Genomic DNA, 25,770 nt, shown 5'->3' on the forward strand with positions numbered 1-25,770 from the left:
GCGGACTCCCTGCTGCATTCTCCCTACTGATGACCGCCCGCCCCGCCGGGCTTTCCAACGACCGGACGAAATGACCGGCGCCCTGCGGGCGCCGGCGACTTCAGGCGGGACGACGGGCTTCGCCGGGGCCCGCTACGTCGGGATCGTCCGGGGCGAATTCCGGTTGCGCCTCGCTCGCCTGGTCGCGCTTGCCCCGCTCGGGACGTAGCGTCGGCGAGGCGGGGCTCAGCGGGGTGTTTTCTGTCTCGGGTGTTTCGCGCTTGGCGGTCATCTCGAGGCTCCTCTGCCGTGCCTCCACGCTAAGGTGCCGGGCGTGGAGGCCGGGACTCGCCCGCCGACGTCGGGCATCCGCGCTCAAGGCGCTTTGTCGGCAGCCGCGCCAGCGCCCAGGTCCGCACCTGTCAGCGGATCGGTCATGGGGTCGGAGCGGGTGCGGTCTGCCATTCGCTGCAACACCTCCTGCTCAGTCTCGGACAGGTTCACGCTGGCCGTGCCGTCGCCTCCATCCAGGGCCGGCTGTGGCGCCTCCACGTATTCCCAGCCATCACCCTCGTTCCAGGAACCGCGCGTGTCGCCCTCGCCGCGCGACATGTTCAGGTAACGCCGGGCGAACTCCGGCATCCCTTGCAGCTTGCCTTGCGGGAAGTTCGGCTGGATCGAGTGCAGGGCCTTTTCGAAGGAAAGCTGGTGCGCCAGTTCGCGGGTCATGAGGAAGGTCAGCGCATCCTTGATGCCGGGATCGTCGGTGAGGTTGATCAGTCGTTCGTAAACGATCTTCGCACGCGCCTCGGCGGCGATGTTGGAACGCAGGTCCGCGGTCGGCTCGCCGATGGTATCGATGTAGGCCGCGCTCCAGGGTACGCCACCGGAGTTCACCAGGGCGGGCCCGCCGCCGTAAAGCAGCGAGGTGATATGCGAGTCGTTGCCGCCTCCGGTCAACGAACGGTACAGCTCGGCCTCCTCCTCCACCGCTTCGGCCAGACGCCCCTTGGCGCCCTTGTTGAGCATGCCGACGATCGAACCGATGATTTCCAGGTGGCTGAGTTCCTCGGTGGCGATGTCCATCAGCAGGTCCTTGCGACCGGGATCGCACTCGCCGAGGCCCTGGGTGAAATAGCGCATGGCGGCGGCCAGCTCGCCCTGCGGCCCGCCGAACTGCTCCAGCAGCAGGTTGGCCAGGCCAGGATCGGGCGCGGCGACCCTGACGGTGTACTGCAGTCGCTTGTCATGTACGAACATGGTTCGTTCCTCTGTGGGTTCGTGGACCTTCCCTCCGACGGACATTCGAACAACGGCTATTCGAAGCGGCGCTTTCATCCTGCGCACGGAAGCTCGGAATCCCGCAGCGGGCGATGGTTCAGAACTTTTCCCCAACGCGTCTCGCCTGGCGCAACGGCGCCGCTGCGCTGACTGCTACCGGTCGGAAAAGAAACTGAACGCTGCGCCCGGCGGCCACCTCTGAGCAGACACATACACACCGAGGAGAACCGCGATGACGAGCAAACAGGAAAACCTGCTGGACTGGCTGCGCGATGCCCACGCCATGGAGCAACAGGCCGAGCAGATGCTGAAAGCGCAAGCCGCGCGGCTGGAACACTATCCGCAACTGAAGACGCGGATCGAACAGCACATCGAGGAAACCCATGGCCAGCAGCGTCTGCTCGAGGAGTGTCTGAAGCGCCTGGACAGCAGTCCGTCGACGCTGAAGGACATCGGCGCCAAGCTGATGGCCTTCGGCCAGGCGGTGGCTGGCATGACAGTCAGCGACGAAGTGGTCAAGGGCGCCATGAGCGGCTATGTGTTCGAAAACATGGAGATCGCCGCCTACACCGTGCTGATCGCCGCCGCCCGCGAAGTCGGCGACGCCGAAACCCTTGCCGCGCTGGAACGCATCCTGCCCCAGGAACAAGCCATGGCGGACTGGTTGCGCGACCATCTGCCGGAACTCACCCAGGCCTTCCTTGCCCGCGACTCTCAGCCGGACACCGAGGCCAAGCGATGAACCCAAGGGTGATCGGGGCGTGCTGCGGGCGATCGGACCCGCAGGCGCCCCTGCTCAAGACCCTGACTTTCGCCATACTGCACTTCAGCATCGCCTTCGGCGTGGCCTACACGCTGACCGGCTCGGTGCTGACCGGCGGCCTGATCGCGCTGATCGAACCCAGTTGCAACACCGTGGCGTTCTATTTCCACGAGCGTGTCTGGCAGCGCTTCGGCGCCCGGCCGCGCCGGGAGAGCGGACACGGCCACGGCAATCTGGTGCCGTCGGAACGCCGCGACTGAGCCGGCGCGCTTCGAGGGCGACGAAAGCCGCCACCGGGCGCAGCAAGCCGGTGGTTCGAGGAGCGACGAGGGTCTCGCGTGTCCGTAGGCGCGTCTCCTTGGAAAGAAGATTTCCTGGCCTCACCCGCGTTTCGGCAATTCCGTCGAAATCGTCGGTTCGCGATGGAGAAAGCGAGGCCTTTGCCGTTTCGTTTCGCCTGCCTGGAAGAGGCGCCCGTCGATCGTTGCATGTTTCGCTCGCGGGTATCGTCGCGGCTAAGGTCAGAGTAACGATCCACCCTGGAGTATCAGCCATGACTACGCCCCGCATGATTGCCAACAGTTTCCGAAATTACCTGGCTGGCTACGACTGCCTGGTTTCCATCAGCGATACCCATGAAGTCACCTTGCAATTCAGCAGCCATGTCAATCCGCAAGAAAACATCACCATTCCAGGAGTCGCCCTCGATCTCCTGGCCAGTGACGAGGCGGTACGCCGGATGAGCGAAGTCCTTCACGACGAGTTCGCCCTGCTCCTCGCCGGTGCCCGCCGTACGCCGCGGATCGGGCGCGCCTGTTCCTGACCGGCCCGGCTCAGTGATAGCCGGCATCGGCGCTCTTGCCGCGAAATACGTAGTAGCTGCAGGCGGTGTAGCCGAGGATGAAGGGAATGATGAACGGCGCGCTAGCCGGCCAAGGCCGGCTGGAGATTTTCCTCCAGCAGCTCCTCCACCAGCCGGCGCAGTGCCGGATGGCGCTCCTGGCCCGCTTCGCGCAACCTCCGGTAACGCCGCAACTGGCGGGCGGCGGAGGTCTCTTCGAGTAACCCGCAGGCATGCTGGTAGGCCCATTCGTTGCCCTGGCGGGCCTGCGGCCGGCACTGTCGCCAGGCCATTTCCAGCCAGTCCCCGGCACCTACGCAGCGGCCATCGACGAGATAGCGGCCGGCGCAGCCGTAACGCAGCGCCTGCCAGTAGTTTTCCTCCAGGCAGGCGTCGCGCGCGACCGGCAACGCATGCGGGCCCGCGCCCAGCGCTTCGCCCACCAGCGCCCTGAACAGCCCGGCCAGGCTCAGCGCGTCGGCCAGGCGCGGGCAGGCGTCGCAGATACGCAGCTCCAGGGTCGGCACATGGGATGACGGCCGGATCATCCACCAGACCTGGCCATCCTCGCGGATGCAGCCGGTCTCGCGCAGCAGCGCCAGGTGGCGGCGATAGGCGTCCTCGTCGGGCAAGGCAGGAGGAATGTTCATCCTCGGCCACTCGCCGCAGAGTGCCCGTCGATAGCTCGCCAGGCCGCTGCGCCGGCCGCCGCGGAACGGCGAGGATGCGCTCAACGCCAGCAGCAGCGGCAGCCACGGCAACACGCGCTGGAGCACGGCCATGCGGTCGTGGCTCGGCGGTATCTCCACATGCACGTGCAGGCCGCAGACCAGGCTGCGCCGGGCCACCCGCCCCTGGTCCTCGAACAGGCGGGCGAAGTGCGCCGCCGGGTTGCTTCGCGCCCGCCGCCAGTCGGCGAAGGGATGGGTGCCGACGCAGAGCGAGCGCAGGCCGAAGTCCATGGCCAGATGCGCCAGGCGTTGCCGGGCCTGACCGTGGAAGCGCGCGGCCTCGGCCAGGGTGGAGAACACCGGGCTGGCCACCTCGACCTGGCATTCGAACATCTCCTCGGCGAAATGCTCGCCGAGCGTGTCACGGCAGGCCGCGACGAATCCGGCGGGTGCGGAGCGGACGATGTCCAGGTCGGAGGCATCGAGCAGGAAGAATTCTTCCTCGATGCCGAAGCGAAGGCCGTTGGCGGCCAGGTCGTGGGTCATCGGCGCAGCTCCCGGGGATTGTCTCGGGAAGACGCCGGAGTGCCGTCGAGGTTCGTTTTTTCCGCCGTGAGGTTCCCCGGCGCGCCGCCGATCCTGCCAGTGAAACCTTTTTCCCCTGGTGTCACTCGCACCCATATGTGTGGTCGCCCCGGCCGCCCCCGCAAACCCACGACAAGGAACGCGACATGAGCCTGTCTTCACCCCTCCCTGCCTCCAGTGCAAGCCCTTCGCCCAGGGTCCGCGACCTGTACCACGCCCTGCTCGACGAGCCCCGCGAGCACCTCGAAGCCGCCGGCGAGTTCCTCGACCAGCAATTGAGCCTGGCCGCCACCCATGACGACGACCTGCCGGAGGACCCCGCCGATTGGCCGGCCTGGCTCGATGCCGGTGCCCGGCGCACCGCCGAGGCGCATGCCGAATACCTCCGGGCACGTCGGCGCGGCGAAGGGCCACGCTACTTCCAGGTTCCCTCCCAGGCGATGCACTTCATTCGCAGCGTGGCCCCGACCAAGCTGGTCGACGGCGCCTGGCTCTATGGGCTGTTGCCGCATCATGGCGAGGAACGCCTGCGGCCGCTGCTGGAGACCTTCCTCGAAGAACTCGGCGACGGCGTCCCGGCACGCAACCACGTCCTGCTCTACCGGCGCCTGCTGGCCAGCATCGGCAGCGAGGAAGTCGAAGGCCTCAGCGATCTCCACTACCTGCAGGGCACCCAGCAACTCGCCCTCGGCCACCTCGCCGCGGACTACCTGCCCGAAGTGATCGGCTACAACCTCGGCTACGAGCAACCGCCGCTGCACCTGTTGATCACCACTCAGGAGCTGCGCGAGCTGGGCTTCGACTCCTACTATTTCCAGTTGCACGTGACCATCGACAACGCCGCCAGCGGGCATGCGCGCAAGGCCCTGCGCGCGCTCTACGACAACCTGCCGCAGCTTGGCGGGCGCGCGGCCTTCCTCGAACGGGTGAGGAACGGCTACCGCCTGAACGAGGTCGGCCTGAGCACTACGCAGGTAATCGACGGCTTCGATCTCGAGGAAGAATTGCTGGCCATGTTCGAGCGCAAGCGCCCCTACGCCGCCGGTATGCATTCGGATCGTTGCCGGATCGGCGGGCGCACGGTGAACCAGTGGCTGGCGGTGCCCGGGCGGTTCCCGGCGTTTCTCGCCTGCCTGGAGGAAGAGGGCTGGATCCGGCGCCATGCCGATCCGCGCGGCAGCCGCTTCTGGAACCTGATCGAGGGCGACCGGGCGGCAATGTTCGGAGTCTTCACTCCCTACGAGCAGCAGTTGCTGTACGACTGGATCGCTGGCGACTGGCAAGCACCCGCTCCGGCGGACAGGGACCCGCTTGCGCCGCTGGCGGAGCCGGCGACGGCGGGCGGAGACGTGGATGCCGAGCAGGTCGCGCTGCGGCGCGAGCTGCTGCGGCTATCCCCCGAGCAGGGCGTGGCACGCCTTCTCGAACTGATGGCCCCGCACCGCCACCACGGACCCGCCGGTCTCCTTGCCACGCGGATGTTCAGCCAGCGCTGGAGGGCCGCCCATGCCCAGCCTGAATGATCCGCGCCTGGACGTCCTGGTCAGCCTCGGCAACTGGTTGCGAGGCCAGGACTACCGTTTCGTCACCGTCACCCCGGCTACCCATGAGCGCGTCAACGCCCGCCCGGAAAACCGCATGGCCCGGGACCTGGCCGGCATCTTCGGCTGGAGCCGGGCATTCGCCGGGGAAAGCCTGCCGGCCGACTGGCTGACCCTTCTTGCCGGCGCCGACCTGATCCGCCGCGAGGCGGACGGCTGGCGCAGCCAGGTGCGCGTCTCCAGCCTCGGCGAGCAACTGTTCGTCCATTCGGCCTTCCCTACCCTGGCCGCCGACGCGGTGTTCTTCGGCCCCGACACCTACCGCTTCGACCGGCTGATCCGCAGCCACCTGGCATCGTCCGATCCGGCACGCATCCGCCGTGCGGCGGATATCGGCTGCGGCGCCGGCCCCGGCGCGATCCGCATCGCCATGGCCTGCCCGGACGCCGAAGTACACGGGCTGGATATCAATCCGGCGGCGCTCGACCTGGCGCGGGTCAACGCGGCGCTGGCGGGGGTCGGTAACCTGACCCTGGCGCGTAGCGACCTGCTGAGCCAGGCGCCCGGTCGCTTCGACCTGATCGTGGCCAACCCGCCCTATCTCCTGGATGCCTCGGAGCGCGCCTACCGGCATGGTGGCGGGATGCTCGGCGCCGGGCTCTCGCTGGCAATCGTCGATGCCGCCCTCGAGCGCCTGGAAGCCGGCGGCAGCCTGCTGCTGTATACCGGCGTGGCGATGGTCGAAGGCGGCGATCCGTTCCTCGCCCGCATCCGCGAACGCCTGGCGTCTCGGGAGTGGGACTGGGACTACCAGGAACTGGACCCGGACGTGTTCGCCGAAGAGTTGGACAGCCCCGCCTACCGCGAAGCCGAGCGGATCGCCGTGGTCGGCCTGCGGGTCACTCGTTCCGCCTGAGGCGCTCCAGGCCTTCCAGGCTCCCCACCAGATCCTCGTTCAGGCGCTGCCAGCGCTCGGCCACCTCGGCCTCGGCCGGAATCACCGCGAGGACCTCGTCATCCACCCACTCCCAGGGCAGGCACAGGCGTTCCGCCTCGGCCCGGCTGGCGGCGCGCACGGTGCGGGCGAAACGCCGCCAGCCGCGCATGTGCTGGATTTCGTAGGTGGTCATGGCTCCTCCGGAAGACAGGGACGTTTGTCTTTCGGCGCTCCCCGCGTCTTCCGGTTCAAGGCCCTGGATGGGCGGTCGCGGACCGCCCGGCACGCCACCTGAACCCCCTCGCGCCGGGCCGGTCCAGACTCCTGAACGCCACAGAAAAGAGGTGCCCGTCATGACCCGCGAAATGGCTCGGCTACTGATCAGTCCCTCCAATGCCTGGCCTCGTCTGCGCCAGGACTACGACCATCACCCTTTCGCCTTCCTCGTTCCGCTGTTGCTATTGCCGCTGCTGCCGGCGGCCTGCCTGTTCATCGGCACTACCCAGGTCGGCTGGTCGCTGCCGGGCAACGACAGCGTGCAACACCTCTCCAGCGGCAGCGCCCTGCTGCTGGCGACGATGTGTTACCTGGGCTTCGTCGCCGGCGTGGTGATCATGGGCTTCTTCGTACGCTGGGTGCTATTCCGCACGCCGTCGCGCCCCAGCGTACCGGGCAGCCTGACCTTCACCACGGCGATCGCCGTGCCCTTGATGCTCGCCGGGATCGTCGCCCTGGTGCCCTGGCGGATCCTCCTGCTGCTGGCCGCGGCGGCTGCCTGCGCCTACTCGGTACGCCTGCTGTTCACCGGCCTGCCGCTGTTCATGCGCATGCAGGAGCGGCAGACATTGTTCTACGCCTTCTGCATCCTCGGCGTCGGCTTCCTGACCCTGCTGACCACCGCCTTCATCTTCATCGAGTTCTGGGGGCAAAGCCTGGCCGGCAGCGGCGAGTACCTGCGCTGAGGCTCAGCCGGCCTTCAGCGTGCCGGTCAGGAACAGGTACAACTCTTCCTGGCCGAACGGCTTGGCCAGCTTGGGCAACTGTGCCGCCGCGCCTTCGATCTTTTCCGCGAAGCCGGTGGCCAGGGCCATCTTCAGCGGCCGGCCCTGGGCCATGACCCGCTCCACCAACTGGCTGCCGTTCATCCGTGGCATCGCCTGGTCGGTCAGGAGGATGTCCAGCTCCGGCGTCGCCGTGAGAATCTCCAGGGCCAGGCTGCCGGAGTCGGCCTTGAGTACCGAGCAACCGAGGTCCTCCAGCATCGCCGCGGTGTTGTTCAACACCAGCGGGTCGTCGTCCACCACCAGTACTCGACAGGACAAGCGCACCCGCTCGCTTTCGCTGGGCGGCTGCGGCGTCGCGCCATTGCCCGTACGGGCGCTTTCCGGGGTTCGCGGGACGGCGGGTATCCAGATGTTCGCGGTGGTGCCGACGCCCGGCTGGCTCTCCAGGGTGAGCCGGCCGCCGAGCTGCTCGGCGAGGCCGTCGACGATCGACAGGCCCAGCCCGGTGCCACGCCCAATTCCCTTGGTGGTGTAGAAGGGTTCCACCGCACGGCGCAGGGTTTCCTCGTCCATGCCGCTGCCGGTGTCGCTGATGCTCAGGCAGATATAGTTGCCCGGTGCGAGGCGATGGGGATTGTCCGCCGGCACCCGCTGGTTGCTCGCGGAAAAGACGATGCGCCCGCCGTTGGGCATGGCGTCGCGGGCGTTGGTGGCAAGGTTGATGATGGACAGTTCGAGCTGGTTGGCGTCGGTCAGGCCGAGGTCGAGATCCAGGGGAAAGCGCGTCTCGATCGATACGCTCGGTCCCAGGGAGTGGATCAGCAGGTCGGTCATCCCGCGCAACAGGTCGGGGATCGCGCAGGGCTGCGGATCGAGACGTTGCTTGCGGGCGAAGGAAAGCATCCGCTGGGTCAGGTTGGCGCCGCGCTGGGCGGCCTCCAGGGCGTTCTGCAAGAGGTCGGCGGTGCGCTGGTCGCCGGGCAGGCGTTTCTTCAGCAGCCCGAGGCTGCCGATGATTACCGTCAGCAGGTTGTTGAAGTCGTGGGCCACGCCGCCGGTGAGGTGCCCCAGGGACTCCATCTTCTGGGCCTGGAACAGCTCCTGGCGGGCCCGTTCCAGTTCGCGTTCGGCTTCGATCCGGTGGGTGATGTCACGGGTTACCTTGGCGAAGCCGATCAGCCGGCCATCGCTGTCGCGGATCGGATCGATCACCACGTTGGCCCAGAAGCGACTGCCGTCCTTGCGCACCCGCCAGCCTTCCTTCTCGAAACGTCCTTCGCGTTCGGCGGCGGCCAGGCCGCGGGCCGGTTCGCCGGCCTCGCGGTCTTCGGGGGTGTAGAAGCAGGAGAAGTGCCGGCCGATCACCTCTTCCGGCAGGTAGCCCTTGATCCGCTGGGCGCCGAGGTTCCAGTTGGTGATCCGCCCGCGGTGGTCGAGCATGTAGATGGCGTAGTCGGTAACGCTCTGCACCAGCAGGCGGAACTGCTCCTGGCTGCGCCGCAGCGCCTCCTTGGCCGCGCGCCCTTCGCTGAGGTCGTGGATCAGCTGGGCGAAGCCGAGCAACTGGCCCTGGCTGTCGCGGATGGCGTCGATCACCACCTGCGCCCAGAAGCGCTTGCCGTTGCTGCGCACCCGCCAGCCCTCGGTCTCGAAGCGGCCCTCGGCATCCGCCTGGCGCAGCGCCTGTTGCGGAACGCCGGCGTCGCGGTCCTTGCGGGTATGAAAGCAGGCGTAGTCGCGGCCGAGGATCTCGCTCGCGTCGTGGCCGAACAGGCGCGCCGCGCCGGCGCTCCAGCTGGCGATACGGCCAGCGCTGTCCAGGGTGTGGATCGCGTAGTCGTCGACCGCTTCGTCGAGCAGGCGGTTGCGCGTGGCCTGGTTCAAGGGGACTTTCGGTTTTCTTGTGGTTTTCATGGACGTGTTCACTCGTCGGCTGCTCGACCCGGGCTGCAAGGCACACCCAGCAAGGTAGTACGAAGAACGTCTTCCGGCCGCTCGCTGGCTCGCCCCAGGAACTTGGCCGACCTTTCGGAAGACCCCGGCGCGGCCGGCGAATTCCATTCGCCGGAACCTTGTCCGGAGTATGGCTTTCGATATGCAGGTAGGGACATCTCCTTTCCACCGCACCGACCCCGGAGTTCCCATGCGCAACCTGGAAACCGCAACCCTGAAGCTGGGGATATTCCATCCCCACGACAGCCTGAGCCAGGCGCTGATCGCCGCCGCCCTGCAGCGACAGATCGAAGTCAGCGCCTTGCAAGCCGATCTCAACAGCCTGCAGGCGCGCCCCGGGCTGCGCTGCAAGCCAGCCAGCCTGGCGTCGTCGATCGAGGTCAGCCAGGCGGCTGCCGGTCTCGACCTGCTGTTCGCGCCGTTGTCCGACTACGCCGCCGAAGCCTTGCCGCCGATCTGCGCCGCGCTGATCGATGGCGCCCTGCGCGCCGAGGTACCGCGCCTGTTCCTGCTTGGCCATTGGCAATGGCTGGTGGCGCCGCGCGACGCCGGCGAGGAGCAACTGGGTGCCGGGCTCGAGCGCAGCCTCACGGTCAGCGGCCTGGACTGGACGCTGGTGGAGGTCCCGAGCCTGCCCGCCGGCCTGCGCATCGACGATTTCAGCCGCGCCGGCGACGTCGCGGAAGTGGAGGCCGCCAGGGTGTTCGCCTGCGCCGAAGCGCTGCTCGACGAAGTCCGTCTCGGCCTGCACAAGCGCCAGTGCCTGCGCCTGGCGCCCTGAGGAGAACCCGCCATGTCCGGACCCGATACCCTCAGCCAGGCCTTCGGCACCCTGCTGCTGGCCCTGGCCTTCAGCGCCTTCATCGTTTTCGTTCGCGGCTACCGCCCGGGCGGGGTCAGCGGCGCCTGGTACGACCTGGTGCTCGCCTTCGTCGCGGTATGGCTGGCGTTCTGGCCCGAAGCCGGCGTACTCGCACGCTCGCCGAGCCTGGCCAATGCCCTGGGGTTGGTCTTGCAGGTCGGCGCTACCCTGCTCGGCTGCCTGCTTGGCTACGGGGTGGCAAGGGGATTGCGGCGGGCGATGCGGGAAACCCGGCAAAAAAGATCGGCTTCTTCGCCAACGAGCCGGCGAGGTTCCTAGAGGAAATATCGAGAAAATCCATATAACCATATGGGCGAAAAGTTCTTTCGAATGCCCATAAGGAGCGCCGAACGGGCTTTTCGCCCGTCATGATCGCACTCCGACATGAGCGTTCTGCACGACTTCTTGCATTCTGCATCCCGCGCCTCATGCGGGATACAGCTTATCCCGCAGATTCTGGATGTGGCCGGTATTTCATCGGCGCGGCGCCTATAGTTATCCCTACCGTTGTACGTATCGACGGTTTCTCTCTGATTCAGGCTAATCCCGCTCCAGGGACGGAGTGGATCTTTTTCTTGCGCTTCGCGAACTGGGGAGACCTGACCAGATGAACCTTTCCTACCTGTACCTGAAGAAGATCCTCGAGGAGGAACTGCGCGACCACGACTGCCAGTGCCAACTGAACCCCGACTTCACGGTGACCATCAGTTGCCGCGTCGACGGCCCCCACGGCGCGCTCTACATCGTGCCCAACAGCGACTTCCTGAAGAGCAGCAGCTTCAGCGACCTCAGCGCCTTCATCCTCAACCTGCGCGAGGAAATCAGGCGCTTCGGCGAGTTCGAGGCGGAACTCCAGACCGGCACCGGCTGAGCCCCTCCCCCCTTCTTTTTCCCCTCCCGCCGTCAGGGCTGCTGGTAGTGTCCCGGCGTGGTGCCCGGTTCATGGGTACGCTCCACCTTGCTGACCTGGATATCGCTGATAGCCTCGGCGTCGTGCGGTCGATGCAGTGCCTCCAAGTGGCGGCGGGCCTCCTCGCGGCTGAGGGTATCCGCCTCGCTGTGCAATTCGCAGGTCATCGGCTGGTCGTCGAGGATGTAGCTGATCAGGAACAGATGGCTGGCCATCGTCTCGCCCTCCTCTCTTCGATGGGCCCTGCGCCAGGCGCAGGGCCCATGGCTATCACGGCAGGTTCGGCGGCAGTTCGGCGTCCAGCGCAGCGTCCTGCCGCGAGTCGTCGCGCTGGCGCTCCTGCAGGCGCTGCAGGCGGCGGGTCAGGTGCTGCACCTCTTCGCGCAGCAACTGCAACTCTTCCCGCGGTTCATTGAGCAGGCCCTTGACATGGCAATGCCCACTCAACCCGCGGCTGACCAGCAGGCCGCCGGCGACAGCCTTGCAGGCGCCGGGCAAGCCACCGCGGGCCAGGCCGAAGCCGGCCAGGACCAGTCCGGCGCCGATGGAAGCGAGTCGCTCGCCGCGCTGCAGGTTGTGCGGCAGGCCATTGGCCGTCGAAGTGGGCAGGTATTCGTTCATGGAATTCTCCTTGCGTCGGTTATCGGTCAGGCTTCGTCGTCCGGCGGTTGCACGAGGAACTCGACCAGCGTCCGCCGGCAAGCCTCGATGCCCTCTTCCAGGACGATCTCGAAACCGTGGGTGTTCTCGGTCGGAATGCCGATGCAGCCGACCTGCGCGGCCTCGCCGTGGCTCAGCAGCGCGCTGGCGTCCGAGGCGAAGTCCACCAGCAGCGCCGCCTGCGGCTGGTACTGGCAGCGTTCGGCGGCGCGCAACAGGCGGTCGGTGACATGGCGGCTGTAATAACCCTTGGAGTCGCCGCTGTTGACGATCGGGTCGCGGCACAGCCGGGTGCCGTATTCGGCTACCGTTGGGCCGACTTCCACCGCGATGCTGATGTCGCCCGGCAGTCGGCGCGCGGTGAACAGCGCGCCGACGTTACTCTCCTCCTCCATGGTGGTGAGCACCAGGTAGAGGTCGCCGTGCAACTCATCGCGGCGCCGGGCGATCTCGCGAGCCACGCCGAGCACGGCGAGCAGCGGTGCGCGGTCGTCGAGGAAGTGCGCGGCGACGCAATCCTGGAAGTACAACGGGCGCCGCCACAGACGGTTGAGCACCACGCGGGTACCCGGTCGCACGCCCAGGTTCGCCAGCTCCTCGGCGCTGCGCCGGGTGACCACGTGTACGTCGCGCCAGTGCACCGCGCCCGAGAGCACGTCGGAGCCCTGCGGCGACTCGCCGGTAGCATGCATGCTGCCGTAGGACAGCACGCCGTCGAGTACCGCCTCGCCGGCCAGGATCTGTACCGGACAGACGCCGAAGCTCACCGGCTGGGCGCCGCCGAGCGCCACTACGCGCAGGGTACCGTCGGCGTCGACGCGCTTGACGATCATGGCGATCTCGTCGAGGTGCGCGAGCAGCCGCACCGCGGCCCGCCGCGCCTGCTCGCGCGGCAGGTGCGGCGGGCTGATGCGCGCGACCAGGTTGCCGGCGGCATCGCTGCCGACCTCGTCGCAACAGCCCTCGAGTTCCCGCTGGCAGATGGCCCTGACCTCGTCTTCCTGGCCACCGGGGCCACGTGCCAGCAGGAGTTCCTCGAGCAAGGCGCGGTCTTCTTCGCGCATGCCTCAGGCCGCCCGTTTTTCCAGGCGCGCTTTCAGCTCTTTCTTGTGCTGCTGCATGGCCTGGCCGAGTTGCTTGAGGGCGGCGGCGTCGAGCAATTGCCGGGCGCGTGGGAATAGTTCGCCCTCTTCCTCCTCGATGTGGTGTTCGAGGAGTTCCTTGAGCACCTTGACCCGGCCGGCGAACTGCACGGTATCCGGGCGGGTGCGCTTGAGGTCGGGAAGGACCAGGGAATCCACCGTGCGGTGTTCCTCCTTGGCCTCGTAGTACATTTTCAGCTCTTCCTTGCCGCCGCTTTCCCTGATCGCCGGATAGAAGATGTCTTCCTCGATGGCGGTGTGCAGCACCAGTTCCAGCTCCAGCCTGCCCAGCAGCTCGCTGCGCTTCTTCAGCGCCCGTTCGGTGGTCTCGCTGAGTTCGTTGAGCAGTTTCTTCACGGTCTCGTGGTCATGGACCAGCAATTCGATGGCGTTCATGGTCGCTCCTCATCGGTTTGTTATCCGAGTGCTCCGGCACTCTCTCTGGCTGAGCGCGCGTTCCTCCGCCGAGTTCAGTCGCGAGGACGGGCGGTCGCCGCACGCGGGCCGGCGACCGCCCAGATCAGCACGCCGAGCACCGGCAGCACCGCGATCAGCAACGACCACAGGGCTTTCGAATTCACGCTGCGATCGCTGCGGAACACGCTGACGAAGGCCAACAGGTCGTAGAAACCCACCAGCGTGGCCAGGCCGATGAGCAGGAAAGCCAGGGACTGGCTCATGGCGCGCTCCTCCTCGCGGGGTCGGCTCAGGCGCGGGCGTCGCGCAGGGCTCGGACCCGGTCGTGGTGACGGAGTACGCCCTGGTATTGGCGCTCGATCACCTGGTGGATCTCCGCCGGCAGCGGTTTTTCCAGCGCCGCCTGGTAGCGGTGCTTGGCGACATCCTCGCCGCGCTCGCATTCGTTGAGCACCGCCTCTTCGTCCTTGCCGGTGACCAGTGACTTCAGGTCGACCCAGCGCCGATGCAGGTCACCGGCGAAACTGGTGCTGTCCTTGGGTTTGCCACCCAGTTCCAGGACGATCCGCTCCAGCTCGTCGGCGGCCGCGGCGCAGTCGCGGCTCTGCTCCAGCATCGCCGCCTTCAACTGCGGGTCGCGCAGGTCCTCGGCGCAGGCGTGGAAACCGGCCTCGCCATCCTTGCTGGTTTGCAGCAGGTCGTTGAGTACGTCGAGGGTGTCGTCGAGGTTGGTCTGGTTCATTTCGCTCTCCTTGGCCCGGAGCTGTCCGGGATTTCTCGCGTCTGTCGGCGCCGGCGCCTGCCGGCACGGAACGTGGGCAGCAACCAGTGCCCACGGAAGGTGGGAGGCTCGCCGTCGCGGAGCGTTCAGAAAGCCGGATGGATGGTGGCGTAGGCCGGGGTGATGCTGAGACGTTCGCCGACCACCATCTCGGTGATCCAGTCCACCAGGATCGAGGTATAGGCGTCCTGCGCCGCCTCGCTGCTGAGCGCATGGTCGGCGTGGTCGATGATCCGGTGGGTCAGCGAATGGGTCTGCTGGAAGGCGGCGCGGAAACTCATGATGGTCGAGTGCGGCACATAGCTGTCGAACTCCGACTCCACCAGCAGCACATCGCCGCGGAATCCCGCGCAGGCCTGCAGGGCTCGGTTGCTGGCGGCCGGGATCAGGCTGCTGCGGTATTCGCTGAGATCCTCGCGGTCGAGCAGCAGCTTGGGCGTCAGCCAATCCTCGTCGCGGTAGATCGCCGGCACCCGCAAGGCCAGCCAGCGCACCGCGCGCAACTGGCTGAGGATCGCCGCCAGGTAGCCGCCATAGCTGGTGCCGACCACCGCGATCGCCTCGCTGTCGATGGCCGGGTGGGCCACCAGCCGGTCGTAGGCGGCGAGCAGGTCCTGCAGGTTGTCCTCGCGCGTCACCAGTGCCTGGCGCCCGCTTTCCGCGCCGTGGCCGCGCAGGTCGAAGGTCAGGCACACGCAGCCGAGCCCGGCGATGCCCTGGGCGCGCTTCAGGTCGCGCTGCTGGCTGCCGCCCCAGCCGTGCACGAAGAGCACGCCGGGAACCTTCGCCCGGGGGCTGAGGAAGGTGCCTTCGATCCGGTCGTCGCCGACCCCGATGCGGATGCGTTCGCTGTTCGCCGTCATGCCTCCCCCGTCATCGCATACTTGAGCAGGAAGTCGCCGTGTTCGTCGGGACCGCGGTAGATCACCCGGCTGTTGTCCGGCAGGCGCTTGTCTTCGTGGATCTCGAACGACGCGGCGCGCACCGCGGGCAGCCCCGGATCGGCGCGGAAGGCTTCCAGCGCGGCGATCTCGGCGCTGCTCGCGCCGCCGACCCGCCAGGACTGCTCGAGCACGCCGAAGCGCTCCCGACCGTTGCCATCCCGGCCCTGGGCAATGTCGTAGTTGCGCCGCGAGGCGAAGCAGCCGGGGAAGAAGATCGCCGCGGCGGTGTCGAAGATCCGCGCGTACTCGATGGCCTGGCGCACCTCGCGGGCCAGGTCCAGGGCCAGCAGCTCGGCGTAGCCACCGCGCGCCACCAGCAGGTCGGAGCCGGCATAGACCAGTTCGCCGCGCGCGTTGCGGGTCTGGTGCTGGTGACCGTGGTAGCTCAGCAGGAAACCGTTGACCCGGAGCTGGCCGACGCTGTGGGTGACGATGCTCTCCAGGTTGGCTTCCAGTACCAGGCCCTGCGCCAACTGACGCTCCTCCAGCCCGCCGAGCCAAGCGTCCAGTTCGTCGAGGTCGTGCGCCACGTACTGGCCGAGGCCGCCACAGGCCTCCGCCAGCTTGGCCCGCACCGGTCCTTCGGCGAGCATGCGAGCGCCGGCGCGGTGTGCGTCGGCCAGGCTGAAGACGCTGACGCCGTTGAGCACGACGTCGCGGACCTTCTCCGCGAACAGCGGGTTCCAGCCTTCCGGCGCCACGCCGCCGCGCGGCAGCGGATGGACGATGGCCTTACCGGCGATGAACGCGTGCTCGACGAAACCGCCGAGCAGATCTTCGTCACTGTTCACGCCCAGGCGCACGGCGGTCTCCCTGCCGACCAGGGTGCGGGTCGGGACCAGGTAGAGGGGGCCTCGCTGGTGCAATTCGGGTTCGTAGCGGCCGCCGAACTCCAGCTTCTGGACTTCCGCCAGCCAGCGCGCCAGGGCCAGGTTGCCCTGCACTTCGTGTTCGGCGGCCGCGGGATCGACACTATGGGCCACCACCAGTCTCTGCCGAGGGTCTGCGCTCATGTTCCGCTCCTCCTGGATGGAAACCGGGCATTCAGGGCTCCGGTATGGGCGAGAGGGGCTCTTCGTTGGGCTGTTCCATCGGAATCTCTTCCGGGAATTCCTGGGGGACGTGGCTTTCGTGGTCAGGAACCGGATATTCGTCCGGATCCCTCGAGGGGTTGCGTGGAGTGGTCGCTGTCGCGCCCGATGATGCAGAAGTGGGAAAACGCATGTCCGCCTCCATCGTAGGGATGACTTCTAGATGGAGGGGGCGAAGACGGATTTGGTTCGGACCATGCGTCGGAAGGCCGGGTCGGCGACTGACCGACCCGGAGCTGAAACAGCCTGCTCAGCGAGCCAGGCTCATGGTACGCAGCTTGCCGCCGGCGACCAGGACCTTGCGATGAGTGAGATGCTGGTTGTCGCTGTCGCGGAACGTGAGCAGGTCGATGCGCTTGCGGAAATAGTCGCTGTCGCGCGTCTGCAACGGCCCCTGGTCGATGATCAGGTCCCGGCGGATGCGTTCCAGCACCTGGTTCAGCAACAGCGGGCTGCTCTGCTCCTGGCCGGAGATCGCCCGGCTCATCAGGCGCTTGCCCTGGTTATTACGCAAGGTCACCAGCAACGCGCCGTCAGGGCGAGGTTCGCAACTGACGCGCACATCCTTGAAATGCTCTTCCAGGTACTCAACCACGTTTTCATCGGTATCTAGCATTGCTGGCCTCCTGTCTCATCAGATTCTTTGACGCCGGTAATCAGGCGCATCCCTTTCGAGCAGAAGGCGTACCAATTCTTCTTGAGAATTAATTTCTTATAAATCAATAGGTTGAAAAACAAAGCGGCGAATTGATATTTGCAATTTGCAAGAAAGCCCCTGCCGAGCCTTGCATTCGGCAACCCGTTGCGCCCGTCGTCTCGCCTGCAACCCCCTGGCGCGGCTTCTCGCAAGCCGAGCCGCCGGTAAAAAAAACTAAACTTCCGGCGCTCCCCTCCGGTCACCCCTAGCAAGGACTTCGCCCATGCCACGGCGCGACGGAGTCCGACCGACCAACGCCAAGGACAACGTACGACCGGAGGATGACATGGGACATTCTGTTGCAGGCGTTTGCCTGGAAGAACCCGCGGTACTGACCGCTTTTCCGTCGCTGCTGCACCCGCAGGACCCGCCGCAACAGAGGGATCGGATACTCTTCGTTACCGCCGAGCTCAGCGATTTCGTCAAGGTCGGCGGACTCGGCGACTTTTCCGCCGCGCTGCCGAGGGTCCTCAAGCGCGAGCATTCGGTGCGAGTCCTGCTGCCCGGCTATCGCCAGGTGCTGGAGCGCTGCCGCGACTTGCGGATCATCGGCAGCCTGCCCGGCCGGGCGGCGATCCCGCCCTGCGAGATCGGCCTGGTGACCCTCGACGACGGCCTGGAAGTCATGCTGGTGCTCTGCCCGCTGCTCTACGAGCGCGAGGGTACGCCGTACATGGACGACCAGGGCAACGACTGGCCGGACAACCACCTGCGCTTCGCCCGCCTGTGCCTGGCCGCCGCCGAGATCGCCGGCGGACGCGGCGCCCAGGGCTGGCAACCGGGCCTGGTGCACGCCAACGACTGGCCGTCGGCGCTGACGCCGGCCTACATGGCCTGGAACGGCGTGCGCACGCCGAGCCTGTTTACCATCCACAACCTCGCCTACCAGGGCCTCTGCGACCTGCAATGCAGCGCCGAACTGGGCCTCCCCGACGAAGCGCTGAGCCACGAAAGCATGGAGTTCCACGGGCGCCTGTCGTTCCTCAAGGCCGGCATCGCCCATGCCCACCACATCACCACGGTGAGCGAGACCTACGCCCAGGAAATCACTACCCCGGAATACGGCTGCGGCCTGCACGGCATCCTCAAGTACAAGGTCGAGAAGCGTCAGCTCAGCGGCATCGTCAACGGTATCGACGATAGCTGGCAACCGCACTGCGATCCGCACCTGGTCGCCTGCTTCAGCGCCCGCCAATGGGCCGGCAAGCGCGCCAACACGCGCTACGTGGAGGAGCGTTTCGGCCTGGAGCCGGGCAAGGGGCCGCTGTTCGCGGTGGTCTCGCGCCTGGTGCAGCAGAAAGGCATCGACCTGACCCTGGAGATCAGCGATGCCCTGCTCCAGGCCGGCGGCCGTCTGGTCAGCATCGGCCGTGGCGAGCCGAACCTGGAGAAGGCCATGCTCGAACTCGCCCGGCGTCATCCCGGCCAGGTCGGCGTGCACATCGGTTTCGACGAGACCGAGGCCCGCCGTATCTACGCCGGCAGCGACTTCCTGCTCATGCCCTCGCGTTATGAGCCCTGCGGGCTCAGTCAGCTCTATGCGCAATGCTTCGGCTCGCTGCCGATCGCGCGCTGCACCGGCGGCCTCGCCGATACCATCGTCGACGGAGTCACCGGCTTCCTGTTCCGTGAGGAAACCGCGCAGAGCTACCTCGATGCGGTGATGCGCGCGATCAACGTCTACCACTGTCCCTCGCTGCTCAACGCCATGCGCTGCAAGGCGATGGCCGCGCCGATGTTCTGGAGCGACTCGGTGGAGCCTTACAACCGCCTGTACCGGCGCCTGTTGAGGAATACCGCTCCGGCCCTGCGCGGGGTACGCCAGTGATGGCGATCCGGCGCCGCTTCGGCGCCCAGTTCCAAGGCAACGGCCGGACCTGCTTCGGCCTCTGGGCTCCGGACGCCCGTGAGGTCCGGGTCGAGACCGCCGACGGCCGAGACTGGCCGCTGGAAGGCAGCGACAGCGGCTGGTTCGAGGCGACCCTGCCCTGTCCGCCCGGCACCCGCTACCGTTACCGCATCGATGGTCGCCCCGGGGTGCCGGACCCGGCCTCGCAGTTCCAGCCCGACGGCGTGCATGGCCACAGCCAGGTGCTGGACCATGGCGCCTACGCCTGGCGCGTCGACGAGTGGCGCGGGCGGCCCTGGCACGAAGCGGTGATCTACGAGCTGCACGTCGGCCTGTTCGGCTCCTACGCCGAGGTCGAGCGCTTCCTTCCGCGCCTGGTGGAACTGGGCGTGACCGCCGTGGAGCTGATGCCGCTGGGCGAGTTTCCCGGTCGCCGCAACTGGGGCTACGACGGCGTGCTGCCGTTCGCCCCGGCGTCGGCCTACGGCACGCCCGAGCAACTCAAGCATCTGATCGACAGCGCTCACGGCATGGGCCTGATGGTCTTCGTCGACGTGATCTACAACCACTTCGGCCCGGACGGCAACTACCTCGCGCAGTACGCCGCCGCGTTCTTCCGCGACGACCGGCAGACGCCCTGGGGCCAGGCCATCGATTTCCGTCGCGGCGAAGTCCGCGAGTTCTTCTATGAGAACGCCCTGATGTGGCTGCTCGACTATCGCGTCGACGGCCTGCGCTTCGATGCCGTGCACGCGATTCCCGATAGCGCGTTCCTCGTCGAGATGGCCCGCCGCCTGCGCGGCGCCGCCGGCCCCGAGCGCCATGTGCACCTGGTCCTGGAGAACGACGACAACCGCGCCAGCCTGCTGCGCCAGGGCTACGACGCACAGTGGAACGACGATGGCCACCATGCGCTGCACGTCCTGCTCACCGGCGAGAACGACGGCTACTACCAGGACTACCCCGAGCCGCTGCGTTGCCTGGCGCGCTGCCTGGCCGAAGGCTTCGTCTACCAGGGCGAAGCCAACCGCCACGGCCGGCCGCGCGGCGAACCGAGTGCCGACCTGGCGCCGGACGCCTTCGTGCTGTTTCTGCAAAACCACGACCAGGTCGGCAACCGCGCCTTCGGCGAGCGTCTCAGCGTCCTCGCCGAACCCCAGACGTTGCGCCTGGCGATAGCGCTGCAACTGCTCGCGCCGATGATTCCGCTGCTGTTCATGGGCGAGGAATGCGCCGCGCGCGAACCGTTCCTGTATTTCACCGATCACCAGGGCGAACTGGCGGACGCGGTCCGCGAGGGACGACGCAAGGAGTTCGGCGAGTTCGGCCGCTTCGGCGAGGGCGCCATCCTGGCTTCGCTCCCCGACCCAAACGCGGTGGAGACCTTCGAGCGCTCGCGTCCCGGCCTGGCCGATTGCGACCCGGCCTGGCGCGGCTTCTACCGGCAACTGCTGGAAATCCGTCATGAACACCTGATCCCGCGCCTGCGCGGCGCCCGTTCGCTGGGCGTTACCACCATCGCCGGCGCCGCGCTGTCGGCGCGCTGGCGACTCGGTGACGGCAGTGACTGGCGAATCGACTTCAACCCTTCTCCGCTCGAAGCGGAAGTCGAGCCGCCGGCGGCCGCCACCTGGGTGCTGTTCCTCGACAACCTCGCCTGTGCCGAGTATCGCCGCGGCCGCCTAAGTCCCCGCAGCATCGCGGTCAGCCTGGAGCCCGCCCATGAGTGACGCACGCCTGGCCGAACTGGCCGCCGCCGTGGGCCTGCAACTCGACTGGCAGGACGCCAACGGACGGCCGCAGCGGGTCGACCCGGAGGTCCAGCGCGGCCTGCTGGAAGCACTCGGCTATCCGGCGCAGAGTCCGCAACAGATCGAACAGAGCCTGGCCGCGCTGGCCCGGCTGCGCGAGGACAGCGCCAACCTCGGACTGCTGGTCGGCGAATGCGGCCAGCCGCTGGAGCAAGCGCTCGGCCCCGCCGGCACCCCGGGCGAGCTGGTCTACGAGGACGGCACGCGGATCGCCCTGCGCCTGGATGCCGAAGGCCGCCTGCCGGCGCAGGCCCGCAGTGGCTATGCGCAGCTGTCGCTGGAGCAGCGGGAATGGGCGGTGGCGATGGCGCCGCCGAGCTGTCCGTCCCTGGCCAGCCTCGCCCCGGGTCGCTCGCGTCGCTGGGGTCTGGCCGCCCAGGTCTATGCCCTGCGCCGCCCCGGCGACGGCGGCCTGGGCGACAGCGCCGCCCTCGAGGACCTGCTGCGCAGCGCCGCGCGGCATGGCGCCGACGCGCTGGCGATCAGCCCGCTGCACGCCCTGGCCGAGGCCAACGGACATGCCTACAGCCCCTACTCGCCGTCCAGCCGGCTGTTCTTCAATGTCCTGCACGCCGCGCCGGCGACCATTCTCGGCGCGGCGGCGGTGGAACAGGCGATCCGTCGCGCCGGCCTGGCCGCGGAGATGGCCCGCCTGGAGAGCCTGGAGCTGATCGACTGGACAGCGGCGGCGGACCTGCGCATGCGCCTGCTGCGCCAACTCCACCGCGACTTCACCGAGCGCGCCAGTCCCTTGCGCCACGACCTCGCCGAATTCCGCCGCGAAGCCGGCGAGGCCCTGCTGCACCACTGCCGCTTCGAGACCCTGCAGGCGCACCTGGGCGCCGGCCCCGACTGGAGACGCTGGCCGGAGCCGCTGCGCCGCCCCGGCGAGCCGGCGGTGGCCGCGTTCTGCGCCGATCACGCCGAGGAAGTGGACTTCCGTGCCTTCGGCCAGTGGCTGACCCAACGTTGCCTGCAACATGCCCAGCGCCAGGCGCGCGAGGCCGGGATGGCCATCGGTCTGGTCGCCGACCTGGCGGTGGGCGCCGACGGCGGCGGCAGCCAGGCCTGGTCGCGGCAGGAAGAGCTGCTCGCCGAAGTGAATGTCGGCGCGCCGCCGGACATCCTCAACCAGTCCGGACAGGACTGGGGCGTTTCCGCGTTCAATCCCGAAGGCCTGCGCCGCCACGGCTACCGGGCATTCCGCGAGATGCTGCGGGCCAACCTGGCCTGGCCCGGAGGGCTACGCATCGACCATGTGATGGGCCTGCAACGTCTCTGGCTGATCCCGCGCGGCCAGCCGCCCCACGCCGGCGCCTACCTGCGCTACCCGCAACGCGAGCTGCTGCGCCTGCTGGCGCTGGAGGCCAGTCGCGCCTCGGCGCTGGTCATCGGCGAGGACCTCGGCACCGTTCCCGAAGGCCTGCGCGAGGAACTGGCACGCCGCCAAGTGCTGGGTACCCGCGTGCTGCTCTTCGAGCGGCGCGGCGAACGCTTCGTGCCCCCGGCGCAATGGCCGGCGGACGCCATGGCCACCACCAGCACCCACGACCTGCCGAGCCTGTCCGGCTGGTGGCGGGGCCAGGACATCCACTGGCGCGGCCGCGCCGGACACCGCAGCGCCGAGGAATGCGCGGCCGACCTGGAACTGCGCGCCGAGGAGCGCCGGGCCCTGGCCGCCAGCCTCGAACCGCCGGTCGATCCCGACCCCGCCGCCGAAGTACCGCTGGACGCCTGCATCGGCTATGTCGGGGCAACCCCCGCGCCGTTGGTGCTACTGCCCCTGGAGGACGCCCTGGGCAGCCTGGAGCAGCCGAACCTGCCCGGCCCCGGCGACGCCCACCCGAACTGGCGGCGGCGCTGGCCGGAAAACGCCGCGCAGATGCTCGGAACGCCGCAGGTCGACCGGCGCCTGCGCCTGCTCGAACGCAGCCGCCGGGATGCCGAGGAGGCCGCCCATGATTGAGCCCCGCGCTACCCTGCGCCTGCAATTCCACGCCGGCTTCACCCTCGACGATGCCCTGCCCTGGCTGGACTATTTCGCCGACCTGGGCATCAGCCATCTCTACGCCTCGCCGCTGTTCCGCGCGCGGCCCGGCTCCAGCCACGGCTACGACGTGGTCGACCCGACCCGGATCAATCCGGAACTGGGCGGCGAGCCGGCGCTGCTGCGCCTGATCCAGGGGCTGCGGCAACGCGGCATGGGCCTGCTCATGGACATAGTGCCGAACCACATGGGCATCGGCGGCGGCGCCAATCCCTGGTGGCAGGACGTGCTCGAATGGGGGCGCGAGAGTCCCTACGCGAGTTTCTTCGACATTCAGTGGGAATCCCACGACGCCGCGTTGCGCGGCCAGGTGCTGCTGCCGTTCCTGCGCAGCGACTACGGCGAGGTCCTGGCTGCCGGGGAGATCGGCCTGAGCCTGGACCGCGAGGCCGGCCGCCTGCTGGCGAGCCACGGCGAGCAGCGCTTCCCCCTCTGGCCGGGCAGCTACCCGGAGCTGCTGGAAGACAGCGGCGAGCCGCGCCTGTCAGCCCTGGCCGGCGGTTTCCGCGAGTGCCGGCAGGACCGCGAGGCCTTGCGCGAGATGCAGCGTCGACTGGCGGCTGCGCTCGCCGAGAGCGCTCCGCGCGCAGCCCTCCAGCGCACGCTGGGCGAACTCCAGGAACGCCACGAGGAGGCTCGCCAACGCCTGCACCGCCTGCTCGAGGCGCAGCACTACCGCCTGGCCAGTTGGCGCACCGCGGCGGACGACATCAACTGGCGCCGTTTCTTCGACATCAGCGAACTGGTCGGCCTGCGGGTCGAGCGCGGCGAGGTGTTCGAGGCCGTGCACGGCAAGGTCTTCCAGTTGCTCGAGGACGGTCTGCTCGATGGCCTGCGCATCGATCACGTCGACGGCCTGGCCGATCCGCGCGGCTATTGCCGACGCCTGCGCCGCCGCAGCGAGCGGATCCGCGCCCATCGCGGCGGCGCGCCGATGCTGCTGTACGTTGAGAAGATCCTCGGTGGCGAGGAGCGCCTGCCCGAGGATTGGCTGTGCGACGGCACCACCGGCTACGACTTCATGAACCAGGTCAGCCTGTTGCAGCACGATCCGCGCGGCGAACGACCGTTGCGCGAACTCTGGCAGCGGGTCAGCGGACGCCCGGAGGCGTTTCTCGACGAGGTCTACCAGGCTCGCCAACTGGTCCTGGCGGGAAGCCTCGCCGGTGACCTGGAGAACCTCGCCCAGGGTCTTTTGCGGGTGGCGCGGGCCGACCTGGCCAGCCGCGACCTGACCCTGGGCGGTATCCGCCGCGCGCTGTTCCAGTTGCTCGCGCGCTTTCCGGTCTACCGTACCTACGCTGGGGCCTGCGGTCGCTCGGTGCAGGATCGCGAGGTGTTCCGCTATGCCGCAGAGGCGGCCCGCGAGGATCTCGACGAAGCCGACCGGGCGGTCCTCGACCATCTCGAACGCTGGCTCGGCGGGCAGCCGCTGCGCGAGCTGCCGCCCGGTCCGCTGCGGCGCCTGCGCGGCGAGTTGCTGGCGCGCTTCCAGCAGTTGAGTTCGCCGACCGCCGCCAAGGCCGTGGAGGATACCGCCTGCTATCGCTCGGCGGCCCTGCTCTCGCGCAACGACGTCGGCTTCGACCCGCAGCGCTTCGCCGCTTCCGCCGAGGAATTCCATGCCGCCTGCGAAGCCAGGCGCCTGGCCAGCCCGCGCGCCCTGCTGGCCACCGCCAGCCATGACCACAAGCGCGGCGAGGACGCCCGCGCCCGTCTTGCGGCGCTCAGTGAACTGGCGCCCTGGTTCGCGCGTAACGTCGAGCACTGGCAAAGCCTGGCCACGCCGTTGCGCCGCGACCTCGCCGAGGGGCCGGCGCCGAGTCCCGGCGACGAGCTGATCCTGTTCCAGGCCCTGCTCGGCAGTTGGCCGCTCGACGCGCCTTGCGACGGCGCCGCCCTGGACCAAGCGTTCCTCGCGCGGATGCGCGAATGGCAATGCAAGGCCTTGCGCGAAGCCAAGCTGCGCACGCGCTGGACCGCGCCCGACGAAGACTACGAGCGCGCCTGCGCCGACTATCTGGAACAGCTCCTGCGCGCGCCACTGGCCCAGGCCCTGCGCCAGTCGCTGGGCAACGCGGCGGCGCGACTGATGCCGGCCGGGGCCCTGAATGGCCTCGCCCAATGCCTGCTGCGCCTGACCTGCCCGGGTATCCCCGATCTCTACCAGGGGCGCGAGTACTGGGACTTCAGCCTGGTCGACCCGGACAACCGGAGGCCGGTGGACTTCGCCCGGCACGCCGCCGCCCTGGCCGCGCCGACGCCCTTCCCGGAACTGCTGGAGCACTGGCGCGACGGTCGCATCAAGCAGACCCTGATCGCCCGCGTGCTGGGGCTGCGGCGGATGCAGCCGGGCCTGTTCCGCGACGGCGACTACCTGCCCCTGGAGGTCAGCGGCGAGCATGCCGAGCGGGTCCTGGCCTTCGCCCGGCGCAGTCGTCACGGTTGCCTGCTGGTGGTGGTCCCGCGCCTGGCCTGCGCCCTGCTCGGCCACGCCACGCAGCCGCAGGTGCCGGCCGAGGCCTGGGGCGACACCTGCCTCCTGCTGCCGCCGAGTCTCTCCGAATGCACCTACAGCGGCCTGTTTTCCACCATGCCGCTGCCCAGCGACGGGCACCTGAGCCTGTCCGAAGTGCTCGCCGACTTTCCCGTCAACCTGCTTTACCGCCTCGCCCAGGAGGACACCCCATGAGCGCCGACGAAAAACGCATACGAGAGTTCGCCTACCAGATCTGGGAATCCGAGGGCTGCCCCGACGGCCAGGCCGAACGCCACTGGGCCATGGCCCGGCAACTGGCCGAAGCGGAAGCCGCCGCGGCGGCACCGAAGAAGACCCGCGGTCGGGCCAAGGCCGCCAAGGAAACCCCGGCCCTGCTGCAAGCGCCGGCCGCCAAGCCGCGCAAGCCGAGGGCCGCGTCCCCGGCGCGGCCCGCCAGCGAAAAACCGGCGGCGGCCAAGCCGCGCAGCCGCCGCAAGCCCGAAGCGGGCGAATGAGGAGTCCAGT

Annotated in this window: 28 protein-coding genes and 1 pseudogene; 14 read left to right on the forward strand and 15 right to left on the reverse strand. The window is 68.3% G+C overall.

The genetic code is table 11. From position 1 onward, the window contains the following. Nucleotides 1–100 precede the first annotated feature (100 nt). Together HMPREF3014_RS34600 and HMPREF3014_RS03510 are read right to left on the reverse strand one after the other, a co-directional pair. Nucleotides 101–271: a hypothetical protein gene (locus tag HMPREF3014_RS34600; protein WP_003113676.1), complete on the reverse strand. Its 171-nt coding sequence runs from the start codon at nucleotides 269–271 to the stop codon at nucleotides 101–103. An 83-nt stretch (nucleotides 272–354) separates the two neighbouring features. Further along, a complete protein-coding gene (locus HMPREF3014_RS03510; protein ID WP_003113675.1) occupies nucleotides 355–1,239 on the reverse strand; it encodes a manganese catalase family protein in 885 nt (294 codons plus the stop codon). Between the two features lie 253 nt (nucleotides 1,240–1,492). Here HMPREF3014_RS03510 and HMPREF3014_RS03515 point away from each other — a divergent pair, with 253 nt between their 5' ends. The 3 genes from HMPREF3014_RS03515 (at nucleotide 1,493) to HMPREF3014_RS03525 (ending at nucleotide 2,846) form a co-directional block, all read left to right on the forward strand. Further along, nucleotides 1,493–2,002 (forward strand): ferritin-like domain-containing protein, encoded by a 510-nt coding sequence (locus HMPREF3014_RS03515; protein ID WP_003113674.1) that lies wholly within the window; start codon nucleotides 1,493–1,495, stop codon nucleotides 2,000–2,002. Further along, nucleotides 1,999–2,283, forward strand: coding sequence for a DUF2061 domain-containing protein (locus HMPREF3014_RS03520; protein ID WP_003115518.1), 285 nt, complete (start codon nucleotides 1,999–2,001; stop codon nucleotides 2,281–2,283). The genes HMPREF3014_RS03515 and HMPREF3014_RS03520 overlap by 4 nt, the downstream gene beginning before the upstream one ends. A 293-nt stretch (nucleotides 2,284–2,576) precedes the next feature. Then, on the forward strand, nucleotides 2,577–2,846 hold the full coding sequence (locus HMPREF3014_RS03525) for a hypothetical protein (protein WP_003116974.1): 270 nt from the start codon (nucleotides 2,577–2,579) through the stop codon (nucleotides 2,844–2,846). 10 nt (nucleotides 2,847–2,856) lie between these two features. Here HMPREF3014_RS03525 and HMPREF3014_RS35365 read toward each other — a convergent pair. Both HMPREF3014_RS35365 and HMPREF3014_RS03530 read right to left on the reverse strand, forming a co-directional pair. Then, nucleotides 2,857–2,958, reverse strand: a pseudogene (locus HMPREF3014_RS35365) (hypothetical protein); the annotation flags it as partial. After that, on the reverse strand, nucleotides 2,948–4,081 hold the full coding sequence (locus HMPREF3014_RS03530; RefSeq protein ID WP_023087532.1) for a carboxylate-amine ligase: 1,134 nt from the start codon (nucleotides 4,079–4,081) through the stop codon (nucleotides 2,948–2,950). The gene HMPREF3014_RS03530 and the pseudogene HMPREF3014_RS35365, both read right to left, overlap by 11 nt. 185 nt (nucleotides 4,082–4,266) lie before the next feature. Here HMPREF3014_RS03530 and HMPREF3014_RS03535 point away from each other — a divergent pair, with 185 nt between their 5' ends. Beyond that, the gene (locus tag HMPREF3014_RS03535) at nucleotides 4,267–5,643 is read left to right on the forward strand and encodes an iron-containing redox enzyme family protein (protein ID WP_016851698.1); all 1,377 of its coding nucleotides are present in this window, start codon (nucleotides 4,267–4,269) and stop codon (nucleotides 5,641–5,643) included. Continuing rightward, nucleotides 5,627–6,577 carry a methyltransferase gene (locus HMPREF3014_RS03540; RefSeq protein WP_003113669.1) on the forward strand — a complete coding sequence of 317 codons (951 nt, stop codon included), beginning with the start codon at nucleotides 5,627–5,629 and terminating at the stop codon, nucleotides 6,575–6,577. The genes HMPREF3014_RS03535 and HMPREF3014_RS03540 overlap by 17 nt, the downstream gene beginning before the upstream one ends. On the opposite strand, the gene HMPREF3014_RS03545 is transcribed toward HMPREF3014_RS03540, so the two are convergent. Beyond that, a complete protein-coding gene (locus HMPREF3014_RS03545) occupies nucleotides 6,561–6,791 on the reverse strand; it encodes a hypothetical protein (RefSeq protein ID WP_003113668.1) in 231 nt (76 codons plus the stop codon). The genes HMPREF3014_RS03540 and HMPREF3014_RS03545 overlap by 17 nt on opposite strands. 160 nt (nucleotides 6,792–6,951) lie before the next feature. On the opposite strand from HMPREF3014_RS03545, the gene HMPREF3014_RS03550 reads away from it, so the two are divergent. After that, nucleotides 6,952–7,560 (forward strand): Yip1 family protein, encoded by a 609-nt coding sequence (locus tag HMPREF3014_RS03550; RefSeq protein WP_003123473.1) that lies wholly within the window; start codon nucleotides 6,952–6,954, stop codon nucleotides 7,558–7,560. Between the two features lie 3 nt (nucleotides 7,561–7,563). Here HMPREF3014_RS03550 and HMPREF3014_RS03555 read toward each other — a convergent pair whose 3' ends face one another. Beyond that, nucleotides 7,564–9,516 carry a hybrid sensor histidine kinase/response regulator gene (locus tag HMPREF3014_RS03555; protein ID WP_003088988.1) on the reverse strand — a complete coding sequence of 651 codons (1,953 nt, stop codon included), beginning with the start codon at nucleotides 9,514–9,516 and terminating at the stop codon, nucleotides 7,564–7,566. Between the two features lie 229 nt (nucleotides 9,517–9,745). On the opposite strand from HMPREF3014_RS03555, the gene HMPREF3014_RS03560 reads away from it, so the two are divergent. The 3 genes from HMPREF3014_RS03560 (at nucleotide 9,746) to HMPREF3014_RS03570 (ending at nucleotide 11,288) form a co-directional block, all read left to right on the forward strand. After that, nucleotides 9,746–10,336, forward strand: coding sequence for an NAD(P)-dependent oxidoreductase (locus tag HMPREF3014_RS03560; protein WP_003088985.1), 591 nt, complete (start codon nucleotides 9,746–9,748; stop codon nucleotides 10,334–10,336). 12 nt (nucleotides 10,337–10,348) lie between these two features. Continuing rightward, nucleotides 10,349–10,696, forward strand: coding sequence for a hypothetical protein (locus HMPREF3014_RS03565; RefSeq protein ID WP_003088982.1), 348 nt, complete (start codon nucleotides 10,349–10,351; stop codon nucleotides 10,694–10,696). 283 nt (nucleotides 10,697–10,979) lie between these two features. Continuing rightward, nucleotides 10,980–11,288, forward strand: a complete 309-nt coding sequence (locus HMPREF3014_RS03570; RefSeq protein WP_003144276.1) for a hypothetical protein — start codon at nucleotides 10,980–10,982, stop codon at nucleotides 11,286–11,288. Between the two features lie 32 nt (nucleotides 11,289–11,320). On the opposite strand, the gene HMPREF3014_RS03575 is transcribed toward HMPREF3014_RS03570, so the two are convergent. From HMPREF3014_RS03575 to HMPREF3014_RS03615, 9 genes are all read right to left on the reverse strand, one after another. Further along, nucleotides 11,321–11,542 (reverse strand): hypothetical protein, encoded by a 222-nt coding sequence (locus HMPREF3014_RS03575; protein WP_003113664.1) that lies wholly within the window; start codon nucleotides 11,540–11,542, stop codon nucleotides 11,321–11,323. Between the two features lie 55 nt (nucleotides 11,543–11,597). Further along, the gene (locus tag HMPREF3014_RS03580) at nucleotides 11,598–11,948 is read right to left on the reverse strand and encodes a YgaP family membrane protein (protein ID WP_003088973.1); all 351 of its coding nucleotides are present in this window, start codon (nucleotides 11,946–11,948) and stop codon (nucleotides 11,598–11,600) included. A gap of 26 nt (nucleotides 11,949–11,974) precedes the next feature. Continuing rightward, entirely contained in the window at nucleotides 11,975–13,051 is a 1,077-nt protein-coding gene (locus HMPREF3014_RS03585) for a zinc-binding metallopeptidase family protein (protein WP_023087533.1), read from the reverse strand. A gap of 3 nt (nucleotides 13,052–13,054) precedes the next feature. Then, complete coding sequence (locus HMPREF3014_RS03590; RefSeq protein ID WP_003113663.1) at nucleotides 13,055–13,525, reverse strand: hemerythrin domain-containing protein; 471 nt, start codon at nucleotides 13,523–13,525, stop codon at nucleotides 13,055–13,057. A 74-nt stretch (nucleotides 13,526–13,599) separates the two neighbouring features. Beyond that, nucleotides 13,600–13,809 (reverse strand): PLDc N-terminal domain-containing protein, encoded by a 210-nt coding sequence (locus HMPREF3014_RS03595; RefSeq protein WP_003123477.1) that lies wholly within the window; start codon nucleotides 13,807–13,809, stop codon nucleotides 13,600–13,602. A gap of 26 nt (nucleotides 13,810–13,835) precedes the next feature. After that, entirely contained in the window at nucleotides 13,836–14,288 is a 453-nt protein-coding gene (locus tag HMPREF3014_RS03600) for a PA2169 family four-helix-bundle protein (protein WP_003123478.1), read from the reverse strand. 125 nt (nucleotides 14,289–14,413) lie between these two features. Next, the gene (locus tag HMPREF3014_RS03605) at nucleotides 14,414–15,190 is read right to left on the reverse strand and encodes an alpha/beta hydrolase family protein (RefSeq protein ID WP_003113660.1); all 777 of its coding nucleotides are present in this window, start codon (nucleotides 15,188–15,190) and stop codon (nucleotides 14,414–14,416) included. Continuing rightward, the gene (locus tag HMPREF3014_RS03610) at nucleotides 15,187–16,284 is read right to left on the reverse strand and encodes a DUF3182 family protein (RefSeq protein ID WP_003088961.1); all 1,098 of its coding nucleotides are present in this window, start codon (nucleotides 16,282–16,284) and stop codon (nucleotides 15,187–15,189) included. Before HMPREF3014_RS03610 ends, HMPREF3014_RS03605 begins: the two co-directional genes overlap by 4 nt. A 328-nt stretch (nucleotides 16,285–16,612) precedes the next feature. Then, a complete protein-coding gene (locus tag HMPREF3014_RS03615) occupies nucleotides 16,613–16,978 on the reverse strand; it encodes a DUF3509 domain-containing protein (protein ID WP_003113659.1) in 366 nt (121 codons plus the stop codon). 367 nt (nucleotides 16,979–17,345) lie between these two features. On the opposite strand from HMPREF3014_RS03615, the gene glgA reads away from it, so the two are divergent. Genes glgA through HMPREF3014_RS03640 form a run of 5 tightly spaced genes read left to right on the forward strand, consistent with a single transcriptional unit; the run spans nucleotide 17,346 to nucleotide 25,760 of the window. After that, nucleotides 17,346–18,887: a glycogen synthase GlgA gene (gene glgA / locus HMPREF3014_RS03620; RefSeq protein ID WP_003115521.1), complete on the forward strand. Its 1,542-nt coding sequence runs from the start codon at nucleotides 17,346–17,348 to the stop codon at nucleotides 18,885–18,887. After that, the gene (treZ, locus tag HMPREF3014_RS03625) at nucleotides 18,887–20,638 is read left to right on the forward strand and encodes a malto-oligosyltrehalose trehalohydrolase (protein WP_016851665.1); all 1,752 of its coding nucleotides are present in this window, start codon (nucleotides 18,887–18,889) and stop codon (nucleotides 20,636–20,638) included. Before glgA ends, treZ begins: the two co-directional genes overlap by 1 nt. After that, nucleotides 20,631–22,685: a 4-alpha-glucanotransferase gene (gene malQ / locus HMPREF3014_RS03630; protein WP_003120183.1), complete on the forward strand. Its 2,055-nt coding sequence runs from the start codon at nucleotides 20,631–20,633 to the stop codon at nucleotides 22,683–22,685. Before treZ ends, malQ begins: the two co-directional genes overlap by 8 nt. After that, nucleotides 22,678–25,458: a malto-oligosyltrehalose synthase gene (locus tag HMPREF3014_RS03635; RefSeq protein WP_023087534.1), complete on the forward strand. Its 2,781-nt coding sequence runs from the start codon at nucleotides 22,678–22,680 to the stop codon at nucleotides 25,456–25,458. Before malQ ends, HMPREF3014_RS03635 begins: the two co-directional genes overlap by 8 nt. After that, a complete protein-coding gene (locus HMPREF3014_RS03640; protein WP_003113653.1) occupies nucleotides 25,455–25,760 on the forward strand; it encodes a DUF2934 domain-containing protein in 306 nt (101 codons plus the stop codon). Before HMPREF3014_RS03635 ends, HMPREF3014_RS03640 begins: the two co-directional genes overlap by 4 nt. Nucleotides 25,761–25,770: the final 10 nt, after the last annotated feature.

Source organism: Pseudomonas sp. HMSC065H01 (assembly GCF_001815235.1).
Taxonomy (GTDB): domain Bacteria; phylum Pseudomonadota; class Gammaproteobacteria; order Pseudomonadales; family Pseudomonadaceae; genus Pseudomonas; species Pseudomonas aeruginosa.